The organism is Bacillus sp. BML-BC051 (assembly GCF_019656175.1).
Taxonomy (GTDB): domain Bacteria; phylum Bacillota; class Bacilli; order Bacillales; family Bacillaceae_G; genus Bacillus_A; species Bacillus_A mobilis.
Map to the genome: position 1 here is coordinate 18,562 of NZ_BPLI01000057.1, position 25,885 is coordinate 44,446.

Here is a 25,885-nt window from a genome sequence, read left to right on the forward strand (position 1 = left end):
ATTAGGACGTAAACATGTATTATCGTTTTTGTATGTAAAATCATAAAATATCGGTTGTGCCGGTAATTCTTGTTTGAGGAAGAAAAATAAAAAATCCAAGGAGATAATTTGTTTTCTCCTTGGATTTTAAGATAATTCCTTTCGTTAAAACGCAGAAATTCGTTGCTTCGTTTTTGGGACAATAATAAATTTGATCCAGAGTAACCCAATAATCATAAGGATAAGGCTATGTAAAAATTGACCTGTAGCAATGAGTATAACACTCGAAAATACAATGAGTTGAATGCTTAGTAATATAAAGATTAAGCGAAGAAATTGGTTCATTCGTTTTTCAGTATCAATTGGATATAATGCTACAATAATATTTCCCGAAAAATATTTCCATAAGGAACGTAGCTGCATAGAAATCATATATAGGACGATGTAAGAGATAGCACCTTTTGCGTATATGTTTGGTATAAAATATAAGGCGAAGGCACCGATTAACCCTAAGCGGATATATATACCGAAATAATCATTCCCGCGTAAAAATGCGAGTGTATGTAAATAGAAGAAAGTTGCTCGTTTTTTATGTAATAAAGGTTCAATCCAATTTGTAAGCCATTTTCTTTTATTTACTTGCTTATTCAGTTGCGGAACATCGGTGAAAATGCTAGCAAATTGATAAAAACGAACGTTCATTTTTTCTTCTTGTTCAATTATGTAATCCCACGGTATTCGTTTTGTAGGCTGTTTTTTCGTGTATAGAAGTAGGAAAGCAAGTAGTAAGAGTAATCCGCCTAATATGAGAACATGTGCTGAGTAAAACAGCATGTAAATAATGAGTGCGTTACAAGCAATACGAATAATGAACCATATGTTTTTTTCATGGCTATCACGCCACATCCAATGTATGTACATATTCCAAGCTTTCGTAATCATTAAAATGATAAAGATTGTACATAAGAAAGGTACCGTTACTTGTAATGATTGCATTGCAAGTGGAACGAGAATAAGGAACGTAAATAATAATGGAAAAAGCTGAATGATGTAATTATATAGAAGAGATTTTTTAAAATAAGACGTTAGTTTCTCTTCTAATGCAAGCAAATAGACAGCATCAGGTTTTTGAATAAATGTACGGATCGGGCATCTCGTTATAATGAATGTAAGTACAATCGTGATGAGTAGTAAAGCTATTTCTTTAGAAGGAGATGCTTTTAGAAACTGAGCATAGTAGTATGCGCCAACGCATGAAATAAAGATAAAGCTATATAGTAAACCGTTAATCATACGTGCAAAGTATGTAATGATATTTTGCATATGTTGTTGGAAGCGACTGCTCCATAGTGATTCGATTGACATGTTTTTCACCTCTTTGTTCTATTATATATGTTTTACAAAAGAAAAAACGAGCAAATTGCGTTATGCAACTTGCTCGTTTTTCTTTTCGTTATTTTTTTTCTGATCACGATTCATTAATGGATAGAAGGCAAAGCCGATTACGAATAAACCAATTCCGAGAAGGAACGTTTTTATATCGGATGCACCGGTTTTAATAACCCATAGTGCGTAGCAAAGTGCGATTACTGCGACTATACCATCTGTAATTCTTGCCCGCATTTCATTTTTATATGTTTCACCAGTTGCGACTAGTTTTAACTGGAAGATTGGTGAAACGAGATATGGAATGAGGTAGGCCAGTGTTGATACGGTAATAACGAATGTATAAGCTTCCGCAATAGTTCCTGATAATGTTGAGAATAAGAACACTTGCGACATAATGTTTGTTAATCGTAATGAGTAAATTGGACTTCCTTTTTTATTTGTTTTCGTGAAGAAGGAAGGGAAGAAACCTTCTTTTGCTGCTTGATACGGTACTTCTGAGCTTAATAAAATCCAGCCTAATATAGAACCGAATAGGGAAGTAAGAGCAAGTAATGCCATCAGTTTCCCGCCGCCATGACCCATTGCAGCGTTTAATGCATCTGCTAATGGACGTTCAGAAGCTTGTAATTTATCAACGTGAAGTACACCCATTGTTAAAATCGTAATTCCTAAGTAAATCGCAACTGTAATAAGTAATCCTGCAACTGTTGCGCGTTTTACTGTTTTAGGAGAGGTAGCACGGTTTGATAAAAGTACTGCCGATTCAATTCCGATAAATGCCCAAAGCGTTGTAAGAGCAGCTAAGTTTACTTGTGAAAGAAGGCCGTGTGATACACCTGATTTATCGATCATCGGTGTGTACCATTGTCCAAACTTAGAAGCTTCGAATGCAAATAACGTAACGACGATGAATAAAAGGAATCCAGTTACTTTCGTTGTTGTTGCTAAGAAGTTTAGCTTTCCAGCTCCGCTTACACCGTTTGTTAATATAATATGAGTTCCCCAAAGTAAGATGGAACAAATCGTAAATGTAATTAGTTTTCCGACTTCTATATCGAACGAGCCGATTGAAAAGAGTAGTCGTGTATCTTTCATAATTGGGAAAAAGAGTGATAAATATCCCGCGAAAGATGTAATGATGGCAACGTTACTTGCCCAGTTTGCAACCCAATATCCCCATACCATACTGAAACCAGCCATTTTTTTCTTTTTTGGTGTTGAGAATAAAGCATATGCATGACTTTGTGGTCCTGTCGTTAAATCAGGACGACGAATTGCTAAATTACCGAAAACAAGAGCTAGCATTAAAACACCAAACCCTGTTGTTAACCAAGCTAAAGTGACACCGAGAGGGCTTGCTGTTTGTGCCAACGTACTTGGCACCATGAAAATCCCAGCGCCAACCATGTTACCGACAACGAAAGCTGTTAGTACCCAAAAGCCCCATTTTTTTTGTTGCATAGAAAATACCTCCAAAGTTAGTATAACCAAGTCAAGCGAGGAGATATGTATGTCTTCTTAGTAGAGAAGAGAAGTCCCAAACAAAACAAAAAAAGCACGTAATTTGCCGCTACATGCTTTCTATCTTATAAGAAACCCACGACATACCTCTCGATAGCTCTCCACAAACGAAACGTTTCGTTTGTGACAGTTCTGCACTTATTAAATGCAGACCCAGCAAGCGTGCATGGTGGACACGGGCTTACTTCGGCAATCATTCCTTTCTCATTCCTTCATCAATGCCACTACATCTCCTGAAATGATACTCTTAATGACTGCAACCTCTACCTCACCGAGATACGAATGAGGATTTAAATATTAAATTAACGTCTTTAAGAGTAACAAATGAATTTTTATACGTCAATGGATATAGAAATAATCAGATTATAGGGAAGAGTTTGTGATTAAAAGGGAGAGGGATTGTTATGTAATATTGAATTTTCATAATATAATAAATGTTATTGGCGCTAGAAGATTGAGAAGGGGATGAAGTATATGTCTGTATGTCATAAACATTCAGTAATAGGTGTGTTAGATTCGGGAGTTGGGGGATTAACAGTTGCGAGCGAAATTATAAGACAATTGCCTAAAGAGAGCATTTATTATATTGGTGATAATGAGCGTTGTCCGTATGGGCCAAGAAGTGTAGAAGAGGTACAATCTTTCGTATTTGAAATGGTTGAGTTCCTCAAACAGTTTCCGTTAAAAGCTCTAGTGGTAGCATGTAATACTGCTGCAGCTGCTGCATTGACTGCGTTGCAAGAAGCACTATCCATTCCGGTTATTGGCGTTATACATCCGGGAGCAAGAGCGGCAATTAAAGTGACAAAGAAAGGGAAAATCGGAGTAATTGGAACTGTAGGTACGATACAGTCTAATATGTACGAAAAAGCATTGCACGAGCTTGATACATATTTAGAAGTGCATAGTCATGCGTGCCCAACTTTAGCTACAGTTGTAGAAAATCAATTAGAAGATACAGCATATGTAACCGAGCAAGTGAAACAAGCTTTACTGCCATTAACGAAGGAAGATATAGATACGTTAATTCTTGGGTGTACGCATTATCCACTTTTAGAGTCCTATATAAAAAAGGAACTAGGAGAAGATGTAACGATTATTAGTTCCGCAGAAGAAACAGCGATAGAGTTAAGCACAATTTTACAGCACAAAGGAATTTTGTCTGACGATTTGAATCCGAAGCATCGCTTTTTTACAACAGGCTATGCCTTATCATTTGGACATATCGCTGAGAGATGGCTAGGATATCAAATTTCTGTAGAATGTGTGAATTTAACTATGGAAAAACAACTCGTGAACTCAATTGTATAAAAAGAAGCTGATCTAAAACTAGATCAGCTTCTACATATAAGATTAAACGAAGTTTAATACAGTTACTTTTTCACGTGTCATAGACTCAAGGCTCTTACGAATACCTTGTGCGCCCATACCTGAACCTTTTACACCGATGAATGGGAAGTGGTCAGGGCCGCGCTCTGTGCGTCCGTTAATTTGAACAGAACCAGTTTCGATTTTGTTAGCAATTGCAAATGCTTTGTTAATGTCTTTTGTGAAGACACTTGCTTGTAAGCCGAACTCTGATTTGTTAGCAATTTCAATTGCTTGCTCATCTGAAGAAACACGGATGATTGGAAGGATTGGGCCGAATGGCTCTTCCCAAGCAACTTTCATTTCTTCTGTTACGTGGTCGATTAATGTTGGGTAAATTAAGTTACGCTCACGTTTGTTACCGATAACAATTGTTGCACCTTTTTCAACAGCGTCATCAACTAAACCTTGAACGAAGTCAGCAGACTTGTCGTCGATTAATGGAACGATTGTGCTGTCTTGTTCTGGAGATCCAACTGATAGTTCAGCTACTTGCGCTTTTAATAAGCTAACAAGCTCGTCTGCTACGTTTTCGTGTACAAGTACACGTTTAATAGCTGTACAACGTTGACCAGAGTAAGAGAATGCACCGCTTACGATATGGTTTGCAGCATCTTGTAAGTCAGCATCTTCACGAACGATACCAGGGTCTTTACCACCAAGTTCTAATACAAGTGGAATCATTGCAGCTTTTTTCGCTAAATGTTTACCTGTGTTTGTACCACCTGTGAACGATACCATATTGATGCCTTCGTGTTCTACTAAGTAGTCACCAATTACAGAACCGCGTCCTGTCGCTACGTTTACAAGTCCTTTTGGCAGACCAGCTTTATGAAGTGCTTCCACCATTTTAATACCACTAATTGCACCTTGAGTTGCTGGTTTGAAAATAACAGCGTTACCCATAATTAATGCTGGTGCAAGTTTTGCAGCAGATAAGTTTACTGGGTAGTTAAATGGTGCGATTGCTAATACAACACCAAGTGGTGCGCGTTGGATGATCGCAAGTTTAGACTTCGTTCCGCCAGGGAAGCTATCGCCCATCATGCTTTCTCCGTGCATATGTAAAGCTTCTTCGATAGTATAACGAATGAAGTCAGCTGTACGAACAACTTCTTTCTTCGCATCTTTATATCCTTTACCGACTTCTTTCATAATGATATCGGCAATTTCATCTTGCATATTTACGAGCTCATCAGCCCATTTATATAAATATTTTGCGCGATCTTGTAGAGAAGCTTCTGCCCATGATTTTTGAGCTTCTTTTGCAGATGCAATTGCTTCATCTACTTCTCCGCGAGTAATTGCTTGTACTTGTCCAATTACTTCGTGTAAGTATGGAGATGGAATTTCGATTGTTTCTCCTGAAGAGCTTTCTCTCCATTCTCCGTTTAAATAAAATTTGTACGTATTGCTAGTTGTCATGATTAGTCCTCCTAAAATAGCAACTTGTAAGAGTGAGTATAAGGTGATTGTAGGGGGTTTGATAACATTTTTCAAATGAAATGTTTGTGAAAACGATTTCTTATTCTTTTTTTATTTTGTATGCCCTTTCTTACAGAAGATTCTCTTATTTCAAACGGATGTAGCGTATATTTTTATTCGGTTTGCAAAAAAACAATTGACAGAATACTCAATAAAGTTGTAAGATTATAAATGGAAAATAAATGAAGGGGGTGTGCGTAATGATTGTAATCGTAAATGTAATGGGCTTAGCTCTGTTAAATGGCAGAAAACATTCATATCATTACGCAACCCGTGCGGATATATAAGGCATCTTTGTCTTATAAAAAGCGTACGTTGCGTATATCGTAACGTACGCTTTTATGCATTTCTGTGCATATCGTCAAGCGGCGGTATGCTTTTTTTTGTTTTCCACATTACTATATAAAACTTTGGAAGGTGGAAAAATGTGATGAGATTGTATGGGTTACGAAATGTAAATGTGATGGGTCTGGATAGTGGATAAAGAAATGAGAGGGAAACGAGCACGAGAAGGGAGAGGTTACATTGTTATCAGTATTACTAAAGTTAAAATGGTTTTTTAAAGAGCATTGGAAGAGATATAGTATCGCCATTGGAGCTCTTTTAATTGTAAATATAGTTGAAGTTATTCCCCCGAAAGTGTTAGGGGTTACGATTGATAACATAAAAACAGGAACGTTATCGAATGAAGCAATTATGCAATCTATTCTTATTTTAATAGGGGTTACGATCGTTGGATACGGTCTTACTTTCGTTTGGCAACATCAATTGTTTGGAGGAGCATTCGTACTGGAGAAGACGATGCGCTCTAAATTTATGGGGCATTTACTTAAAATGACACCGACGTTTTATCAAAAAAATCGTACTGGTGATTTAATGGCGAGAGCGACAAATGATTTAAAAGCAATTGCTATGACAGCTGGTTTCGGTATATTAACGCTCGTGGATTCGAGTTTATATATGCTTACGATTGTCTTTATGATGGGATTTACAATTAGTTGGGAGCTTACATTTGCGGCACTTATACCGCTTCCGATTATGGCGTATGCGATGAATATATATGGAAAGAAATTGCATGAAAGATTTACAGTTGCGCAAGATGCGTTCGGTGATATGAACGATAAAGTACTAGAATCGATCGCTGGCGTGCGCGTTATTCGTGCATACGTACAAGAGAACGCAGATCAGGAAAGATTTCATCATTTAGGAGATGACGTCTACGAAAAAAATATGAAGGTAGCTAGAATTGATGCATTATTCCAGCCAACTGTGAAAATGCTTGTTGGCCTTAGTTATTTAATCGGTTTAGTGTATGGCGCGTATCTTGTATTTCAATCAAAGGTAACACTTGGTGAACTTGTTTCATTTAACGTGTATTTAGGGATGATGATTTGGCCGATGTTTGCAATTGGTGAATTAATCAATGTTATGCAACGAGGAAATGCTTCATTAGACCGTGTGAATGAAACGTTAGCGTATGAACCAGATGTAAAGGATCCGAAAAATCCAAAGCTTGTACAAGAGCCGGATTATATTCAGTTCGATGACGTTACCTTTTCATATCCTTCATCAACTGAAACAAATTTAAAGAAGGTTTCGTTTACGTTAAAACAAGGGGAAACACTTGGGGTTGTTGGAAAAACAGGAAGCGGAAAAACGACGCTCGTACGTCAGCTTCTTCGTCAATATCCGCTTGGAGATGGGGATATTGCAGTCTCTGATGTGACGTTAAATAACATAGCGAATGAAAATGTACTCGGGTGGATTGGGTATGTACCTCAGGAACATATTTTGTTCTCAAAAACAGCGAGGGAAAATATTTTATTCGGAAACCGAGAAGCGACTGAGGAAGAACTCGAGAAAGCGATTGAAATCGCGGCGTTTACAAAGGATTTAGAGTTTTTACCAGAAGGGTTAGAAACGCTCGTTGGAGAGAAAGGTGTTTCTTTATCGGGAGGGCAAAAACAAAGGATCTCGATTGCGCGAGCTGTTATTCAAAATCCAGAAATTTTAATTTTGGACGATTCGTTATCAGCTGTTGATGCTCGTACGGAAGCAGCGATTATTGAAAATATAAGAACAGAAAGAAGCGGAAAGACGACGATTATTACGACGCACCGTTTATCTGCCGTACAACATGCGGATTGGATTCTCGTTATGGATGAAGGGGAAGTAATGGAAGAGGGTACGCATGATCAGCTTATTAAAAGTGGAGGCTGGTATGCTGAGCAGTTCGAAAGACAACAAGGGGAAAGTGAAAGTGCGGATAGTGGGGTGAAAATATGAGCGTTTCAAAACGATTGTTTCAATACGCGATGAAAGTGAAAGGGACGATTTTTGCAGCGATGCTAATGTTATTTATTTTCGTTATCGCGGAGCTTGCCGGTCCTTTCGTCGCGAAAACGATGATTGACGATCATATCGTTGGAATCGAGAAACCTTGGTATGAAACAGAAAAGAGTGAAGAGGCTGTTTCGTATAATGGTACCTTCTATAAGCGAAGTGATCGCTTCCAGGAAGGTGAGAAAAAAGGAAAAGAAGTACGCGTGATGCAAGTCGGTTTTCAATATTACTTTGTGCCAAATAAAGTGAATGCTGAAGGATCACGTACTGTAAAAGGTGATATGATTACCGTTCAAAATGGTAAGGCGGTGCAGGTGTATAAAGCGAAAGTATTAACAAAAGAAGAAGTGTTTGCGTTTTATAAACCAGAAATAAACCGTCTATTATTACTTGGTGGTGGCTATTTCGCTTTATTAGTAGTCGTTTCCTTATTTGCATACGGAAAGCAATTTTTCTTACAGAAGGCAGCGAACAAAATTATTCAAATTATGAGGGAAGATGTCTTTTCTCATATTCAAACGTTGCCGATTCGTTATTTCGATCATTTACCAGCAGGGAAAATTGTATCGCGTGTCACGAATGATACGGAAGCCATTCGGGATTTATACGTGACGGTACTTGCGACATTCGTTTCTAGTATCATTTATATTATCGGGATATTCGCTGCGCTATTTTTACTCGATGTAAAATTGGCGACGTTATGTTTACTCATCATCCCGATTTTAATCGTTTGGGCAATTCTTTATAGAAAGTATGCGTCTGTATACAATCATAAAATGCGTTCACGTTTATCTGATATTAATGGAACAGTGAATGAATCCATTCAAGGGATGCCAATTATTCAAGCGTTCCGTCAAGAGCGTGAAACGAAGAAAGAATTTGAAGAATTAAATGGCGATTATTTTAAGTATCAAAATAAAATTTTGAACTTAAATGCAGCAACTTCGCATAACTTAGTGTCTGTCTTAAGAAATATCGCATTCACAGGTGTGATTTGGTATTTCGGTGGTGCTTCATTAAGTGCTTCAGGCGTCATTTCTTTAGGGATACTGTATGCGTTCGTTGATTATTTAACACGATTGTTCTCTCCGATTACAAATATGGTAAATCAGCTGGCTAACTTAGAACAATCGCGCGTTGCATCAGAGCGTGTTTTTGAATTGTTAGAGGAAAAAGGGGAAGCAGTAGAAGAGGAACGTATGCCTCGCTTACAAGGAAATGTGAAGTTTGATAATGTGTCGTTTTCTTATAATGGAAAAGATGAAGTGTTAAAAAATATTTCTTTTGAAGCGAAACAAGGCGAGACAGTAGCGCTTGTCGGTCATACTGGATCAGGGAAAAGTTCCATTATGAATGTACTCTTCCAGTTTTATGAGTTTGAAAAAGGTAAGCTTACAATTGACGGTCACGATGTAAAAGAGATGCCGAAACAAGCAACTCGTGAACATATGGGAATTGTACTGCAAGATCCGTTTTTATTTAGCGGGACAGTAGCATCTAATGTTAGCTTAGAGAATGAAAAAATTTCAAAAGAGCGCATCGTAAAAGCATTACGTGATGTTGGTGCTGAAAGATTTGCGAATAATATAAATGAAGAAATTACGGAGAAAGGAAGTACACTTTCAACCGGAGAACGTCAACTTATATCGTTTGCTAGGGCACTTGCTTTTGATCCGGCAATTTTAATTTTAGATGAAGCGACATCTAGTATCGATACAGAGACGGAAGCGATGATTCAACAAGCGCTAGAAGTTGTGAAAAAAGGAAGAACGACATTTATTATTGCTCACCGTCTTTCCACAATTAAAAGCGCAGATCAAATTATTGTGCTTGATAGAGGAACAATCTTGGAAAAAGGCTCTCATGATGAGCTAATGAAAAAGCGCGGGCGTTATTACGATATGTACAAAACGCAAATGGAAGGTAATCAGAGCGCTTAATAGGTATGGAGGAGAACTTGTGATTTTCACAAGTTCTTTTTTTGTGAATCAGGGCAGTTAAATAAGTAGTATTGTTTTACCTTTTTCTTTATAAATGCTATATTAAAAAATGTTACTTATTTTTTGTATGTAGCCTTATTTTCCTCTTTTGTTTGATTATGAAGAAAAAGGATAAACTAAATAAGAACATTTTCATTGAAAAATTGTTCAAGATTGCATACAATCAATATAGTTTTTAAATTCCTATCAGAATACTTGGAGGATTACCATCATGAAAAAATTATTTTCAGTACTTGCAGTAACTACATTAGCGATCGGGATTGTAGCCGGCTGCGGTAAAGAAGAGAAAAAAGATACAGCTAGTCAAGATGCGTTACAAAAGATAAAACAAAGTGGTGAACTTGTAATTGGAACAGAAGGTACATATCCACCGTTCACATTCCACGATTCAAGCAATAAATTAACTGGATTTGATGTTGAATTAGCAGAAGAAGTTTCAAAACGTTTAGGGGTAAAACCTGTATTTAAAGAAACACAATGGGATAGCTTACTTGCTGGTCTAGATGCAAAACGTTTCGACATGGTTGCAAACGAAGTTGGTATTCGTGAAGATCGTCAAAAGAAATATGATTTCTCTAGCCCATACGTTTCATCTTCAGCGGTATTAGTTATTGCAAAAGATAAAGATAAACCTGCTACATTTGCTGATGTAAAAGGATTAAAAGCAGCACAATCTTTAACAAGTAACTATGCAGATATTGCTAAGAAAAATGGCGCAGAAATTACGAATGTAGAAGGCTTTAGCCAAGCAGCAGAATTATTAAACACTGGCCGCGTTGATTTCACAATTAATGATAAATTATCAGTGTTAAACTACTTAGAAACGAAAAAAGATGCAAAAATTAAAATTGTAGATACAGAAAAAGAAGCTTCACAAAGTGGATTCTTATTCCGTAAAGGTAGCGATAAGCTAGTACAAGAAGTAAATAAAGCGTTAGAAGATATGAAAAAAGACGGTACGTACGATAAAATAGCGAAAAAATGGTTCGGTGAAAATGTATCTAAGTAGCGCATTGGTTTCAGATCGATTGTCTACTTGGATAGATATTATGCAGTCTTCCTTCATGCCTATGCTGAAGGAAGCTGTGTTTACGACAATTCCATTAACGCTTATTACATTTATTATCGGGATTATACTTGCGACGTTAACGGCGCTTGCACGTATTTCAGGTAGTCGTATTTTACAATGGATTGCTCGTATCTATGTATCTATCATTCGCGGAACGCCACTTCTTGTACAGTTATTTATTATTTTCTATGGTCTTCCAACTCTTAATATTGAAGTTGAGCCATATACAGCAGCAGTTATTGGATTCTCATTAAATGTCGGTGCGTATGCATCTGAAATTATTCGTGCTTCTATCCTTTCCATTCCGAAAGGGCAGTGGGAAGCAGCTTACACAATTGGGATGACGTATCCGCAAGCGCTAAAACGTGTTATTTTACCGCAAGCGACGCGCGTATCTATCCCGCCGCTTTCGAATACATTTATTAGTTTAGTGAAGGATACTTCATTAGCATCGTTAATTTTAGTAACAGAAATGTTCCGAAAAGCGCAGGAAATTGCGGCAATGAACTACGAGTTTTTAATTGTTTATTTCGAAGCAGGTCTTATTTATTGGGTAATTTGCTTCTTATTATCTATTGTGCAACAAATATTAGAAAAACGTTCAGAACGTTACACTCTAAAATAACCCTTTCATAAAAGGAGTTTTTGTTTTTATGATTTCAATTCAACATTTACAAAAAAGTTTCGGAGATAATACCGTACTAAAGCATATAGATTTATCAGTTGAGAAGGGGGAAGTTGTTGTTATTATCGGGCCATCTGGATCTGGTAAAACGACATTTCTGCGTTGTCTCAACGTGTTAGAAACGCCGAACGCTGGTAATATTCGAATCGGTAATAAAGAGCTCGACTTCTCTCAAAAAGTATCGAAGAAAGATATTGTTAACCTTCGTACGCAAACAGGTATGGTATTCCAGCACCATAACTTATTCCCGCATTTAACAGCACTTCAAAATGTTATGGAAGGGCTTGTTACAGTGAAAAAGATGGGGAAAGAAGATGCGAAGAAAAAAGCAAACTATTTCCTTGAAAAAGTTGGTCTTGCGGATAAAGTAGACTTATATCCATTCCAATTATCAGGCGGACAACAACAGCGCGTTGGAATTGCTCGCGCGCTTGCGATGGAGCCGGAAGTGTTACTATTTGATGAGCCAACGTCAGCGCTTGATCCTGAACTCGTTCAAGAAGTTCTGAAAGTAATGAAAGAACTTGCGAAAGAGGGCATGACGATGGTGATTGTAACGCATGAAATGCGTTTTGCACATCAAATTGCGAATCGTGTTATTTTCATGGATGGCGGTGTCGTTGTCGAACAAGGTACACCAGAAGAAGTATTTACAAATCCAAAAGAAGAACGTACGAAGAAGTTTTTACAAATGTTGCAATAAATGAAGGAAGGTCTCAAGGCATATGCCTTGAGACCTTTTTGCCATATATATTTATTTTTGGAATCCGCCAAGGCTTTGCTCAGCCATTGCAACTAGACGTTTTGTAATTTCTCCACCAACAGAACCGTTAGCACGAGCCGTAGAATCTGCTCCTAATTGTACACCAAATTCTTGAGCGATTTCGTACTTCATTTGGTCGATTGCTGCTGTTGCTCCTGGTACTACTAATTGATTTGAAGAATTTTGGTTTGCCATAGGAATATATCCTCCTTAGAGTTATAAAAATTTTTTTTGGTTGGACTAGCTGGAATTGAACCAGATTGTCGCCCCGTTTGGCGCTAATCCATCGGTAATTAAGTTTGTACTCATAGTATGGATGTTACCTAGAAAGATATACGAAATAATAATTTGTAAATTTTGTAAAAATGTTAGTGATTTCGTAAAGTATGAAATAAGAGTTATCGTTGTATTTTTTAGAAAGAAGGCTAAACTAAGAGCGATTTGAAATATGTTTTTTGTATCCCGCTACTCGGGGGAAAATCATTAACTTTATAGTTCTATTTTGAATAGGGGCGGATCAAAATGCTCCTATGCACGGCTAGATGCTCTCTTCAATCAGCTTGTAAATGATAACGTATGGAGGAATCGTGATGGGAATTTGCCCGCTTTGCAATGCATTAGAATCACAAACATATTCTTGTCAAAATTGCCAAAGTATACTCCAAGATTATGGGAAGGCTGTAGATTACATAGACGATTATAGTGCGTATATGGACCAAGAATTATTAAGTGCAGTAGATGGTTTAACACATAATAGTTCAAATGAATACTGCAATCATATTTTTTATTGCGGAGTATGTAATGTGGAAACAGAGGTTGTAGTGAAACTTGTGTAAATAGAAAACTTCCACCTTATGAATGAGGTGGAAGTTTTTGTTTTTGTATTTGTGAGTGAATCATAGGGGAAGGGATATGCTCAGTGCTTGAGGAAGCTCCTGATTTTATTTGAGACATTTTTTCTTTTGCATCGCGCAAAGAATGTTCAGTTAAGTAGATGGCATATTCGTAAAATAATTGGCGCGTTAGTTCACTTTGCTCTTTTAACTTTTCATCTTGGAATACAGTTCGCCCAGGTTTAGAGTTTGCTTCAAAGAGCCACGGGTTTTCCTGCGTGTCTAAACCGATATCAAAACCAATTTCTCCAATATTTCCGGTTACTTGTTCATCGAGCGCGTAACTGATTTGTAAGGCAGTTTGTTTTAATTTATTTTCAATTTGAACTTGTTTTGTTGAATCAGGAAAAAGTTCTTGTAGTAATTTTGTATCGCCACCGCTATTTACATGCGTTGTTAAGCTACCTTTGCCAGCAATTTTTGCAACGATTGCACTGACCATCCATTGGCCGAAATGATTTTTATTTGTATGAATGCGGAAATCAACAGGTTGCCCATCGAAGCGAAGTAATGGAATACCTTGTTGTACGATAAACTTTTTTAAATCATGTCCTTTTAACACATGGTTTAGAAGCGTTTCTAATGATTGGTACTTTCTTAGTTTGTTTTCTTCATTTTCGCGATAACGACAGTAGTAGCAATTCTCTGCTTGAGAATAAAATAGTTGATGAATATTTCTACCGAAGCTGCCGTGAATCGGTTTCATGTAAATCGATTTATACGTTCCGAGAAATCGTTCAACTTGCTCGAAGTGCTGAAATGTTTCTGTGTTTGGTAATAACGGCATAATGGATTCATCTTTCATAAGAAGTTGGTGCACTTCCCATTTATTAAAAAATCCTGGATTAAACCATGGAATAGCATAGTCATGCTCTAATTTTCTTTTTGCTCTTACGATCGGTTTATAATTTTCGGCTTTACGATTTGGTAATCGGTCGTAAATGACATTCGGTAAAGGGACTTTTTTCTTTATCCACTTTTCCTCTTGAAAGAAATATCCTTCAATCGTTTCATCTTCCCAGTTTATATGTTGCACACCAAAAACGAATACAAATGGTCGCAAGGTGAATGGCGGCGTTAGTAACTCGCCAAGAGAAGTTGATCGGCTTCCTAAAGGGTTAGAAGAGTCATCGTTAAAACCAGTTGTGAAAATCCCGATTAATGGTCCGAAAATAATGGTTTCATTTTGCGTGAATGCATGAATGGTAGTGGAATGAGGAAGCAAAAGCTTCTCTGCAATTTGTTGTCCGATAATGATTTCGCGAGTAAAGGAGTAATGAATTTTTACTTCTTCACTTGCAACATGGCGTACGCCGAAGGAAAGGGATGTAATGGGTGGTGTAATGGAAAAAATATAAGGTAAAGTAATACTGTTTGGATGCTCATCTGAAATGTTTAACGTATATATGTGCTCTTTCAAAATGGGTTTCCCCCCTTTCATTATGGTGTGAAGCGACTAAATTTTAGTGGTCCGTGATATATTTTTTCGGCTAATGAATCACTGTGACGAATGTAATGTTCGTACGGGGGAATCGTGTTGACATACATAAGCCAAATGGCCCCCTTTTGATCCATAATGGTGGAAAGCTCTAACTCGAATAACGAAGAATAAGATTGATCTAATGTTTGGAACACTTCATTTATAATATCGTGTAAAGCGTCCTGTAATAATTGTACACCGGTACTAGATAATACGTATTTAACTTTTGAAAATGAATGCAGCGAGGAATCATCCGTTACCGAAAGTAAAAGTTGATTTGGAAATGAGCTTTTTTGTATAAATTGGCCGATAGCATTCCACTTTTGTTCTTTATTTTTTTGCAAAATGGTTCGAATATGGAGTGGGTATGTTAATTGATTTGGTGGCTGCAGCATGGTATGGGTGATGTAACGTGCTGACCGTATATTAGATTTGTACCAAGATATAAATTCATCTGTCCGTTTGATTTGAGCGGAAGTATGATAGGCGTCATTTATCGTATCGATATGAAATGTTTTATTTTTGTAAGCAATCCGGTACAGACTTTCATTGGAATGTGTATGAGTAGGACGTATAATAATATCTTTTGTTTTTAATAACAGTTTGAAAATGTTTTGTATCGTTGCTATTTCAAATTTTGGTATATAAGGAGATAATTTTTTATTCGTGAGAAATACATCATGTAGTTCGCTTAAGTCAATAAGTGTGTTATTTAAAAAGGTAGTGGTAGGACGGTTGTGTAATGAGTGAATAATTGACTTTGCTTTTTCGAAGTCTGTTTCCTCGTTAAAAGAAGAACGATCGTATATATAAGAAGGAATAGGGAATGTTTGCTCTTTCCATTTTCCTGTATCTGTATCATAAATCAGACCAGAGACAAGATCTGTTTTAGGATCAATACCAAATGGCGTAAACTGGGCAACGACATTATGATAAAGCCGAGCGCGTTTAGCGATTTCGGTGTAATACGTTTGCTCATAATGAGGGTGAGAAGTTAAAATACCGAGAACCAACGAAATCACTCCTTTACTAACAAAATGTTGGCACAATAGGCGAAGCTATATATTGCAAATACGTTTTTATACCATTATACTTTTGTCCGTATGATGATATGCTATAGTTTTGGAGAAGCGAAAGGTTGATTGTAATGAATATATGGTTAAGTATGTTAACGACGACAGGGCTCGGAGCAATTATTGGAGGATTCACAAATCATTTAGCGATAAAAATGTTATTTCGTCCTCATCGCCCTATTTATATTGGAAAGTTTCAAGTTCCATTTACACCAGGGTTAATTCCGAAGCGCCGCGATGAGCTTGCTGTTCAATTAGGAAAAATGGTTGTCGAGCATTTGTTAACGCCAGAAGGAATTGGAAAGAAACTAACAAATGAAGAGTTTCAAAAAGGTTTAATCCACTGGGCACAAGTAGAAGTGGATAAAGTAATGACGAATGAACAATCACTGCGACAAATGTTAGAAAAATGGAACGTAGCGCATGTAGAAAAAGAAGCAACCGAGAAAATCGAACATGTGATTACAGAAAAAATAGAGGCATTTTTAGCGGAGTACTATACATATACATGGGAACAGGCTTTACCTCATTCTGTTCATGAAAAAATAGAGAATACAATCCCAAATGTTTCGGCGTTTATTTTAGATCGAGGAATTAGTTTTTTTGAAAGTGAAGAAGGGAAAGCACGTCTTTCAAAAATGATTGATGATTTCTTTGCTTCTAGGGGAACGCTGCTTAACTTAGTCGGAATGTTTTTAGGGAATGTAAGTGTAGTGGATCGTGTGCAGCCAGAAGTTATTAAGTTTTTAGGGCAAGATGGCACAAAGCAACTTTTAACTGATGTACTGCAAAAAGAGTGGGAGAAGTTAAAAGGAAGAGATGTAAAAGAAGTAGAAACGTTTGTAGAAAAAGAAATGATTGTAAGCTCTATATTATCAGCAGTTAAAGTGGAGGAAACAGTGAGTAAGTTTTTAAACCAATCTGTGCAGCAAGTATGTGAGCCAGTTCGAGAAACAATCATGGAAAAGGTAGTCCCAAGTGCAGTAACGAAAGGCTTAAAGTGGGGGACAGAAAACGTAGCGAGTATATTAAAGAATCTCCATCTTGCGGAAATTGTGCAGCAAGAAGTATCCACATTTTCAACAGAGAGACTAGAAGATTTAGTTCTATCCATTACAAAAAATGAACTAAAAATGATTACGTATTTAGGTGCCTTATTAGGCGGGATGATTGGACTCTTGCAAGGACTGTTACTGTTGTTTCTTAAATAATAAGATGAGTACATAGAAATAAAAGTGAAATTTCTTCACATCTCTTGCATAGTTTGATATGGTAAGAAGAGGTGCGTATGTAAATGCACTGAAAAGGCAGTGTGAGCGAAAAGCGCTAGCCTTCTAAAGGAGGAAAAATAAAATGACAAAAAACATTCATGATGTTGCATATGAATTACAAAAAGCAATCGCTGAAAACGAAGATTTCCAAACATTAAAAGCAAGCTACGCAGCAGTTCAAGCTGATACAGCTTCAAAGAACTTATTCGATGAGTTCCGTACAATGCAACTTGGCCTACAACAAAAAATGATGCAAGGTCAAGAAATCTCTGAAGAAGATAACCAAAAAGCACAAGAAGTTGTAGCTCGCATTCAACAAGATGCTAAAATCACAAAGTTAATGGAAACTGAACAACGCCTAAACATCGTTATCACTGACGTTAACAAAATTATCATGAAGCCACTTGAAGATTTATATAACGCGCAACAACAAGCGTAATGAAGGAAGACGCCCCTGTAGGGGCGTCTTTTTTGTTTCTTATTTGTGGAAATACTCCGTCTTAATATTCTTTTCCTTCAAAAATGTTTCAATTTCTTTTTGCTTCCTACCATTAACTTTTTCAAAGCGTTTTGTAAAAGAAAAATCAGTTTTGAATAAGTTACCATCTTGGGCTAGTTTGTCTAATTCTTGCTCTAGTTCTACTGAAAGTGCCGTAGACGCTGAAATGTAATCATGAATTTCCTTTGAAGGCTGTTTGTAATCATTGGGGATCGTATTGTTACTAATAAAATTATGGAAATTCGCATCATTTTGTTTTGCTAAATCTATTAGTTGTTTTAATTTCTCTCGGTCGGATTCAGTAACCTTCTCGTCAGACATGGCTGACGAAAGTGGGACGATGTTTTCGTATAACTCTCCGCTATAATCTAAATACGTTTTTATATTTTGTTTCATTTCATCTTCGTTAATCGTTTCATTCTTTTTGGAGGAAGTGAATATAGTTTCAGGAATTTTAATCGTAACATCTTTAATAGATTGTACATCGTTTTCTTCCTTAGGTTCTGCACTGTTTGAACAAGCTGCTAGAAATAAAAGAGTAAGTAGTATGAGTGAATATAAAGTATATTTCTTCATTTTAATCTCCTTTTTTATTCATTAGTGTCTTTGTAAAATAGCTATATTCCATTTCAAATACTTTACTAAAGTTGCGTATAGATGTTTGACCATTTGATAACATATGACGGATATGAGTAAACCGCTGCAAAAAGCGATAAACACATTGTAAACATCGGAATAACTAATTTGATGAAATCCTTTGAAAAATCCTAACCCTATTAATAAAATAGGTGAAATGATTAATAATGGAGTAGCAATGATAAGTGCTAGAAGAATCGGTAATAAAAAGAGTAGTACGAAAAAGGCGATAATGATAAAGGTAAAATTTAAAACACTTAAGCTCATAACAGAAAATAGTGCGGTTATCATATTTTTAAAGCTTCGTTTATTGTCAGCATTGCTTATTGCATAGGAAACAGTAAGTTCTTTAGCAATCGTTTTAGGGTTTCCTAGTTTTCTAGCAATTTCTTCATCAGATTTCCCATCTTGTTTACCACTGATAAAATGGGTTTCATACTCCGAAATAATATCTTTCTTTTCTACATGAGGTATATTCTGCAGGGAGGAACTAAGTTGTTCCAAAAATTCACTTTTGTTCATAACAATCACTTTCCTTTATAGAATGATGAATTACAGCTGAGAATCTTATCTTTTGAAAAGGGGGATACGAGTGGCAAAAAGTGTTCCAATTAATGGGTATTCCAATATTTACAAATATATCATTTGCTAGTGTTCTTTGCAAGGTACTGTTAAGATTTTAATACTATAACGAGATGGAAGTTTCTCTTACATTTTAGAGAAGTTATAAAAATATTATTTTAGGATAAGTAAAGGGTTGTAAGCGTATTCCTTATCGGTTGTCAAAAAACTGTCAAATTCATATCATTGGAAAAATAATGCATTTGTACTATAATGATAAATAATACTTCACCACGTTAATTAACTAGGTGAAGTTAAAAAATCTTTATTACACACATTATGAAATAAAGGAATGATTAGTTTGAGTACAGGTGTAAAAGCAAACGACGTGAAGACAAAGACAAAAGGAGCAGATCTTGTTGTTGATTGTTTAATTAAACAAGGTGTGACACATGTTTTCGGTATTCCAGGAGCGAAGATTGACTCTGTATTTGATGTACTGCAAGAAAGAGGACCAGAGTTAATTGTTTGTCGTCATGAACAAAACGCAGCATTTATGGCAGCTGCTATTGGTAGATTAACAGGGAAACCGGGTGTGTGTCTTGTAACTTCAGGACCAGGGACATCAAATTTAGCGACAGGTCTTGTTACTGCGAATGCGGAGAGTGATCCCGTTGTTGCTTTAGCTGGTGCAGTTCCACGTACAGATCGATTAAAACGTACGCATCAATCTATGGATAATGCTGCACTATTCGAACCAATTACAAAATATAGCGTAGAAGTAGAGCATCCTGATAATGTGCCAGAAGCACTATCAAATGCATTCCGAAGTGCGACTTCCACAAATCCAGGGGCTACTTTAGTAAGTCTTCCGCAAGACGTTATGACTGCGGAAACGACTGTAGAGTCTATCGGTGCGCTTTCTAAGCCACAGCTTGGAATCGCTCCCACACATGAAATTACATATGTAGTAGAAAAAATAAAAGCAGCGAAATTACCGGTTATTTTACTCGGTATGAGAGCGAGCACAAATGAAGTGACGAAAGCTGTTCGTGAATTAATTGCGGATACAGAACTTCCTGTCGTTGAAACATATCAAGCAGCTGGTGCCATTTCGCGTGAGTTAGAAGATCATTTCTTCGGTCGCGTTGGATTATTCCGTAACCAACCAGGTGATATTTTACTAGAAGAAGCAGACCTTGTTATTTCGATCGGTTATGACCCGATTGAGTATGATCCGAAATTCTGGAATAAGCTTGGAGACAGAACGATTATTCATCTTGATGATCATCAAGCAGATATCGACCATGATTATCAACCAGAGCGCGAATTAATTGGTGATATTGCCTTAACAGTAAATAGCATCGCGGAGAAATTACCGAAACTTGTATTAAGTTCGAAATCAGAAGCAGTGTTAGAACGATTACGCGCGAAATTATCAGAACAAGCAGAAGTTCCAAACCGTGCTTCAGAAGGTGTTACGCATCCACTTCAAGTCATTCGTACACTTCGTTCTTTAATTAGTGACGATACAACCGTTACATGTGACATCGGTTCACATTCTATTTGAATGGCAAGATGTTTCCGTTCTTATGAACCACGTAGACTATTATTTAGTAACGGTATGCAGACGTTAGGTGTTGCACTTCCTTGGGCAATTGCCGCTACTTTAGTTGAACCGGGCAAGAAAGTTGTTTCCGTGTCAGGTGATGGTGGTTTCTTATTCTCTTCGATGGAATTAGAAACAGCGGTACGTTTAAATGCTCCAATTGTACATCTCGTATGGAGAGATGGTACGTACGATATGGTTGCGTTCCAACAAATGATGAAATACGGCAGAACATCAGCTACTGAGTTTGGCGATGTTGATCTTGTGAAATATGCGGAAAGTTTCGGGGCGTTAGGTCTTCGTGTCAATACACCAGATGAATTAGAAGGTGTATTGAGAGAAGCGTTAGAAGCAGAAGGTCCTGTCATTATTGATATTCCAATTGACTACCGTGACAACATTAAATTAAGCGAAAAATTATTACCAAACCAATTAAACTAATGGAGGCATGATTGAGATGACTGTTGCACAATTCATTGATATTGATGCAAAAAGAACGAAAACGAGTAATGAAGTATATCAAACATCTACAATGCTTGCGCTATTAGATGGTATATATGATGGTGTAATTAGCTTTGAGGAATTGAAAGAACGTGGTGATTTCGGCATCGGCACATTTGATCAATTAGATGGTGAAATGATTGCATTTGATAACGAATTTTATCATTTACGTTCAGACGGTTCAGCAGAAAAAGTAGAACCGGAAGAAACAACACCGTTTGCGACTGTAACGTTTTTTGAAAAAGAAATGAGTTATACGGTAGAGCGTCCGATGAATCGTGAAGAAGTTGAGGCATTATTACATGAATTAATGCCAAGTAAAAACTTATTTTACGCTATTAGAATGGACGGTACGTTCCGTGAAGTAAGAACGAGAACTGTTCCAAGACAAGAAAAACCGTATACACCGCTCGTTGAAGTGACGAAATCACAACCAATCTTTTCGTTTAAAGAGACAGAAGGTACGCTTGCTGGATTTTGGACACCAGATTATGCGCAAGGCATTGGTGTAGCTGGTTTCCACTTACATTACATTGACGATGCAAGAAGCGGAGGCGGACATGTTTTCGATTATGTTGTTGAAAACTGTACGATCCAAATTTGTCAAAAAGCTCATATGCATTTAGCACTTCCAGAAACAGCTGACTTTATGGCGGCTGAATTATCGAGAGAAAACTTAGAGGATAATATTGCAACTGCGGAAGGCGCGGAGTAAAAAGAGAAGCCGATTTGGCTTCTCTTTTATTTTAGGTTACTCCCGATATGCGGAACAATGCTCATCAGAAATGAAATAATTCTCTTTACCAGTTAAGGCTGATACTTCTATTAATTGATGGCCAAGCTGATCCCACACTGTAATAGTATATAAGGATGACTATTCCATATTTCCACGTGCGAGTCGGAAAGAATAATAGTCGTTATCTGTTGTGACTAAAATTTTGTTATAAATAATATGTTTCGTTTTTCTAGTTTGTAGAATAAGCACAAAGTCTAATTTATCTTCTGCTTTCGGAACTTGTAGTATTCGCGCTACAAACATTCCATTAGGGTTTTTCTTCGTTTTATATACTTTTTCTGATTCTATTTTTAGTTCAGGTTTGCCCCTCATAGTCTCTCCCTTTACATATGTTTATTTCTTTGAAACGAACGGATGCCCTTCATAATAAAAACGCCATGGATAATGTACAGCTTCTTCAGCATAGTCGATGTTAATGCGAGGTCCTGCTGTTATTTTATATTGTGATGATATGTGTTCTTCTTCTGGGACGAGTTCAATATGTAATGTATCGCTTTGTAAGGATACGCCTCGTTCTTCTAACGTAATTCCGAGCGCACGGCATAGTTTGCCAGGGCCATTCGTTAAATTTTTATACTGCGCTTTTGTAACGTCTGTTTTGTTGTAGCGTGCTAGTTTGATTTCTTCGATTCCATCTACTGGCTCAAGGGCTCGAATGAGAACACCTTGCGGGGTGCCAACTGGCGCTGTAATGACGTTAAAACAATGATACATACCGTAAATTAAATATACGTAAGCATGTCCCGGTGCGCCAAACATGACTTCTGTACGATCCGTTCGTCTGCCGCCGTAACTATGCGCGGCTTTATCATCCGGACCTTTATATGCTTCTACTTCTACAATGATTCCGCTTCGTTTTACTCCGTCTACAATATGTACAAGTTTCTGTCCGAGTAATTTCTTTGCGACTTCTAACGTATCGCCTTCATAAAAGGAAGGTGGTGCTTGCATTGTACTATCTCCTTTGCTGAGTGTATATGTATATAGTAAACCAAATTTTCAGTAGTAATTCTAACTCGTTCTATTTGCTACATTTATTTCATAAATTATGGATAGAGTACAACAGCGAAGAGGGGGAGTGCGACATGATTTATCGCTTACTAGCTCTTAATATAGATGGGACACTACTATACAACAACGGAAAAATTGCAAAAGGATTACGAGAAACGATTGAATTTGTGAAAAGAAAAGATGTATACGTTACATTATTTACGAGCCGTAATTTTCAATCCGCTTATAAGGTAGCAAAGGCGTTAAAATTAGATTCTATATTAGTGACACATGGCGGTGCTTTCGTTTCAGCGACGTTAGATAAGCCGTACGTTCAAAGAAGATTATCGGAAGAGAAGACGTTTAACATTGTGCAAGTGTTAGAGCACTTCGATTGTAACGTCCGCATTTCTCATGAACGATTTTCAATCGGAAATCGTGAGAGAAATACACCAAACTTAATTGCGCGTACTGTATTATCAAGCGCAGATCCGTTATTTTATCCTGTTCAGTTTGTAGACTCGTTAGGTGATGCGCTCCGTGATCATCCAGTAGCAGCGCCAAAAATTGATGTTATTTTCCAAAGTAAAGGTGAAAAAGAACGAGGGCTAAATACATTAAGAAAAGCATTCCAAGATATAGAGTATGTTGAGTGTGATTCAAAACGAATAGAAATTTTGCCGCAAAATGTATCAAAATTACGTGGATTACAATTGCTTGGAGAGCATTTAAATATTTCGCTAAACGAAATGGTTGCGATTGGAGATAGTTTAGAAGATCTAGAAATAATTGAAAATGTAGGACTCGGGGTAGCAATGGGGAACTCGCCTGTAGAGTTAAAACAAGCAGCTGACTGGATTACACGTTCAAATAGTGAGAACGGTGTAGAGTATATGATTAAAGAACATTTCCGTAAGCAATTCCCGCTTCCGTTTTTGAAGAATCATAAAAATACACCGAAATGATGAAAGAAAAACGTGGCTTTTTGGCTACGTTTTTTTATTAGTTTTATTCGAAAAATGAAAACGTTTTACCGGATAAATTGTGTCTGAGGTTCATACAATTTACTTGAATCATTTAGAAAACTGTTGTAAAGTGGGTGATGTTGCCAAAATAGTTACACCACATGAAATATTCTTCAGGTTAATTTTATTGAGCTCCTATACGTAAAAATATTTCCGCATGATAGTTTCGTTCACGTAGTATTTCAAAAATGAATTGTAGTAATCTTATTAATTAGTTGTAGAGTGTCTTTGTTTTATTTAAATGGATTATTTTAAGTTAATGTGAGTAAGGCTTGGTACATATGAAATGTACTTCTTTTTGTAGCTTTAGGAAATTTAAAAGGGGGAATGAATTTTTTGAAGAAATCATTTAATCAAAAAATAAAAAAATTAAGTAGTAGTTTTATAGTCGTGTTACTAGTATGTATGAATTTTCTAATCCATTTACCAAATAAAGCAGAGGCAGCTACACCAGAATTAAAAGGTTTAGGTGATGTATCTTATTACAATGCAATCATTTTTGGAGATCATAGTGCAACGAGTGCGGATATTGAGGGCGCGATGGCTGTTCAAAAAAATATGAATGCATCGAGTTATACAGTTTTAGCAGCTGCAACTGGAGCGTGGAACTTAGCTGGAGCACCATGGATAGATGAAGGGTATCCATCATTATTGCTAGGTGGTCAATTTACGAAAGCGGGAACAGGACAAGTAATTATTCAAGATGGAACAGTGGCGATGACAAAAGCTGGTGACCCAGAAGGTGCAATGAAATCATCATATGACCGTATCTCTTATAAAGAGCAAGCGGAGATTAATGCTAAATTTAAAGAGTTTAGAATAGACGTTGATAGTGTAATTGAGGATGCGGGCCAATTACATACTAATAAACCAAAACTTAATATGAGTTTTGGGATTGGTGAAGATGTAAAAAACCCTAATATTTATGTCTCTTCAGGCCAAACGGGAAAGAAAACATTTGATGTAACAGACGTTTTTCTTCCGAATGCAGATAATAAAGATTTTATTGTTATTTATTCAGATGCAGAAGAAGTGAGTTTTGGTGGCGGTGCAATTTTGTATGATACAAAAAACATTGGGATGGCTACAGACTTAATTAATACATCTCAAGCATATGATCCTAATTCATCTTTTACGGAGTTAGCTAGTAAAGTTATTTGGGTGTTTCCAAACGCTACAAAAATAACAACTAAAGGCTATGGTGTAGTAGGTAGTGTGTTTGCACCTAATGCAGTTGTAGATACAAAGGGTGGTTCAATCAACGGACAAGCCTTTGTTGGTGGATTACACCAAAGAGATGGCTTTGAGGTTCATAACTTTAAATTTAATTGGCCGAAATGGAATAAACCATCCGTTGAAAAAGTAACTGGTCAATTTGAAATTGTAAAACTAGATGCAAGTGATGAAACAAAGTTATTACCAGGTGCAGAATTTGAAGTGTATAAAGATGGTAAACAAATAGATACATTACGAACAGATAAGACAGGTAAAGTAATCTCTAAGAAATTAGAACCAGGTAAATATACATTAAAAGAAACGAAAGCACCAGAGGGATATAAATTACTAAAAGAAGAAATTGAAGTTACTGTGGAAGAGAACAAAGTAGTACCGGTAATAGTTAAAAATGTGAAAGCGTTGGGAAGCTTACAGGTAGTCAAAAAGGATGCTGAGAGCAGAAATGTGCTAGAAGGCGCGGAATTTAGACTAAAAAACGAAAATGGTCAAATAGTTGGAGAGGCGAAAACAACAAATAAAGATGGTGTTGTTACATTCGAAAACTTAGTGCCAGGTAAGTATACGTTAGAAGAAACGAAAGCACCAGAAGGTTACAAAGCGATAGACGTTACAGTAGAAGTAAACGTTGTAGCAAATAAAGTAGCGAAAAAAGAAGTATTGAATGAAAAAGAACCAAGTAAAGGTCCAGAAAAGCCAGGTGAAGAAACAGAAAA

General features: G+C 36.8%; 21 protein-coding genes, 2 pseudogenes and 1 riboswitch. Of the genes and pseudogenes, 13 read left to right on the forward strand and 10 right to left on the reverse strand.

Features of this window, described 5'->3' with window-relative positions; genetic code table 11:
* Positions 1-144 precede the first annotated feature (144 nt).
* Together K5S59_RS21930 and K5S59_RS21935 are read right to left on the reverse strand one after the other, a co-directional pair.
* Complete coding sequence (locus K5S59_RS21930; RefSeq protein WP_120449531.1) at positions 145-1,344, reverse strand: ABC transporter permease; 1,200 nt, start codon at positions 1,342-1,344, stop codon at positions 145-147.
* 60 nt (positions 1,345-1,404) lie between these two features.
* Positions 1,405-2,829, reverse strand: coding sequence for an amino acid permease (locus tag K5S59_RS21935; protein WP_001186290.1), 1,425 nt, complete (start codon positions 2,827-2,829; stop codon positions 1,405-1,407).
* A gap of 146 nt (positions 2,830-2,975) precedes the next feature.
* A riboswitch (Lysine riboswitch) is annotated at positions 2,976-3,163 on the reverse strand.
* A 200-nt stretch (positions 3,164-3,363) separates the two neighbouring features.
* Here K5S59_RS21935 and racE point away from each other — a divergent pair.
* Positions 3,364-4,200 carry a glutamate racemase gene (gene racE, locus K5S59_RS21940; RefSeq protein WP_000109659.1) on the forward strand — a complete coding sequence of 279 codons (837 nt, stop codon included), beginning with the start codon at positions 3,364-3,366 and terminating at the stop codon, positions 4,198-4,200.
* A gap of 42 nt (positions 4,201-4,242) precedes the next feature.
* Here the strand turns inward: racE and gapN are convergent, their stop codons facing one another.
* Positions 4,243-5,682 (reverse strand): NADP-dependent glyceraldehyde-3-phosphate dehydrogenase, encoded by a 1,440-nt coding sequence (gene gapN / locus K5S59_RS21945; RefSeq protein ID WP_000213624.1) that lies wholly within the window; start codon positions 5,680-5,682, stop codon positions 4,243-4,245.
* A gap of 585 nt (positions 5,683-6,267) precedes the next feature.
* On the opposite strand from gapN, the gene K5S59_RS21950 reads away from it, so the two are divergent.
* The 5 genes from K5S59_RS21950 (at position 6,268) to K5S59_RS21970 (ending at position 12,542) form a co-directional block, all read left to right on the forward strand.
* Positions 6,268-8,028, forward strand: a complete 1,761-nt coding sequence (locus K5S59_RS21950) for an ABC transporter ATP-binding protein (RefSeq protein WP_000953773.1) — start codon at positions 6,268-6,270, stop codon at positions 8,026-8,028.
* Entirely contained in the window at positions 8,025-10,025 is a 2,001-nt protein-coding gene (locus tag K5S59_RS21955; protein ID WP_000116631.1) for an ABC transporter ATP-binding protein, read from the forward strand. The genes K5S59_RS21950 and K5S59_RS21955 overlap by 4 nt, the downstream gene beginning before the upstream one ends.
* 271 nt (positions 10,026-10,296) lie before the next feature.
* Positions 10,297-11,094: an amino acid ABC transporter substrate-binding protein gene (locus tag K5S59_RS21960; protein WP_000732853.1), complete on the forward strand. Its 798-nt coding sequence runs from the start codon at positions 10,297-10,299 to the stop codon at positions 11,092-11,094.
* Positions 11,081-11,779: an amino acid ABC transporter permease gene (locus K5S59_RS21965; RefSeq protein ID WP_033655982.1), complete on the forward strand. Its 699-nt coding sequence runs from the start codon at positions 11,081-11,083 to the stop codon at positions 11,777-11,779. The genes K5S59_RS21960 and K5S59_RS21965 overlap by 14 nt, the downstream gene beginning before the upstream one ends.
* Before the next feature lie 28 nt (positions 11,780-11,807).
* Positions 11,808-12,542: an amino acid ABC transporter ATP-binding protein gene (locus K5S59_RS21970; RefSeq protein WP_000623592.1), complete on the forward strand. Its 735-nt coding sequence runs from the start codon at positions 11,808-11,810 to the stop codon at positions 12,540-12,542.
* Between the two features lie 51 nt (positions 12,543-12,593).
* On the opposite strand, the gene sasP is transcribed toward K5S59_RS21970, so the two are convergent.
* A complete protein-coding gene (gene sasP, locus K5S59_RS21975; protein WP_000013339.1) occupies positions 12,594-12,797 on the reverse strand; it encodes a small acid-soluble spore protein, SasP family in 204 nt (67 codons plus the stop codon).
* A 395-nt stretch (positions 12,798-13,192) separates the two neighbouring features.
* Here sasP and K5S59_RS21980 point away from each other — a divergent pair, with 395 nt between their 5' ends.
* A complete protein-coding gene (locus K5S59_RS21980; RefSeq protein WP_000510470.1) occupies positions 13,193-13,438 on the forward strand; it encodes a hypothetical protein in 246 nt (81 codons plus the stop codon).
* Positions 13,439-13,454: 16 nt separating this feature from the next.
* On the opposite strand, the gene K5S59_RS21985 is transcribed toward K5S59_RS21980, so the two are convergent.
* Together K5S59_RS21985 and K5S59_RS21990 are read right to left on the reverse strand one after the other, a co-directional pair.
* Positions 13,455-14,915, reverse strand: coding sequence for a YheC/YheD family endospore coat-associated protein (locus K5S59_RS21985; RefSeq protein WP_220784087.1), 1,461 nt, complete (start codon positions 14,913-14,915; stop codon positions 13,455-13,457).
* 20 nt (positions 14,916-14,935) lie between these two features.
* A complete protein-coding gene (locus tag K5S59_RS21990) occupies positions 14,936-15,988 on the reverse strand; it encodes a YheC/YheD family protein (protein ID WP_000242718.1) in 1,053 nt (350 codons plus the stop codon).
* Between the two features lie 134 nt (positions 15,989-16,122).
* On the opposite strand from K5S59_RS21990, the gene K5S59_RS21995 reads away from it, so the two are divergent.
* Both K5S59_RS21995 and K5S59_RS22000 read left to right on the forward strand, forming a co-directional pair.
* Positions 16,123-17,259 (forward strand): DUF445 domain-containing protein, encoded by a 1,137-nt coding sequence (locus tag K5S59_RS21995; protein ID WP_120451077.1) that lies wholly within the window; start codon positions 16,123-16,125, stop codon positions 17,257-17,259.
* A gap of 142 nt (positions 17,260-17,401) precedes the next feature.
* A complete protein-coding gene (locus K5S59_RS22000; protein ID WP_000164617.1) occupies positions 17,402-17,758 on the forward strand; it encodes a YlbF/YmcA family competence regulator in 357 nt (118 codons plus the stop codon).
* 39 nt (positions 17,759-17,797) lie between these two features.
* Here the strand turns inward: K5S59_RS22000 and K5S59_RS22005 are convergent, their stop codons facing one another.
* Together K5S59_RS22005 and K5S59_RS22010 are read right to left on the reverse strand one after the other, a co-directional pair.
* A complete protein-coding gene (locus tag K5S59_RS22005; RefSeq protein WP_120449532.1) occupies positions 17,798-18,394 on the reverse strand; it encodes an NDxxF motif lipoprotein in 597 nt (198 codons plus the stop codon).
* Positions 18,395-18,415: 21 nt separating this feature from the next.
* Entirely contained in the window at positions 18,416-18,976 is a 561-nt protein-coding gene (locus K5S59_RS22010; RefSeq protein WP_120449534.1) for an HAAS signaling domain-containing protein, read from the reverse strand.
* Between the two features lie 400 nt (positions 18,977-19,376).
* Between K5S59_RS22010 and alsS the strand changes: the two are divergent.
* Together alsS and alsD are read left to right on the forward strand one after the other, a co-directional pair.
* A pseudogene (gene alsS, locus K5S59_RS22015) lies at positions 19,377-21,065 on the forward strand (acetolactate synthase AlsS).
* 16 nt (positions 21,066-21,081) lie between these two features.
* A complete protein-coding gene (alsD, locus tag K5S59_RS22020; protein WP_000215003.1) occupies positions 21,082-21,840 on the forward strand; it encodes an alpha-acetolactate decarboxylase in 759 nt (252 codons plus the stop codon).
* A 36-nt stretch (positions 21,841-21,876) separates the two neighbouring features.
* On the opposite strand, the pseudogene K5S59_RS22025 reads toward alsD, so the two are convergent.
* Positions 21,877-22,233, reverse strand: a pseudogene (locus tag K5S59_RS22025) (hypothetical protein).
* Between the two features lie 21 nt (positions 22,234-22,254).
* A complete protein-coding gene (locus tag K5S59_RS22030) occupies positions 22,255-22,872 on the reverse strand; it encodes a DNA-3-methyladenine glycosylase (protein ID WP_001148810.1) in 618 nt (205 codons plus the stop codon).
* Between the two features lie 134 nt (positions 22,873-23,006).
* On the opposite strand from K5S59_RS22030, the gene K5S59_RS22035 reads away from it, so the two are divergent.
* Together K5S59_RS22035 and K5S59_RS22040 are read left to right on the forward strand one after the other, a co-directional pair.
* Positions 23,007-23,876, forward strand: a complete 870-nt coding sequence (locus K5S59_RS22035; RefSeq protein ID WP_000640439.1) for a Cof-type HAD-IIB family hydrolase — start codon at positions 23,007-23,009, stop codon at positions 23,874-23,876.
* 387 nt (positions 23,877-24,263) lie between these two features.
* The coding region (locus K5S59_RS22040; RefSeq protein WP_220784088.1) for an MSCRAMM family protein at positions 24,264-25,885 on the forward strand (1,622 nt) is incomplete at its 3' end.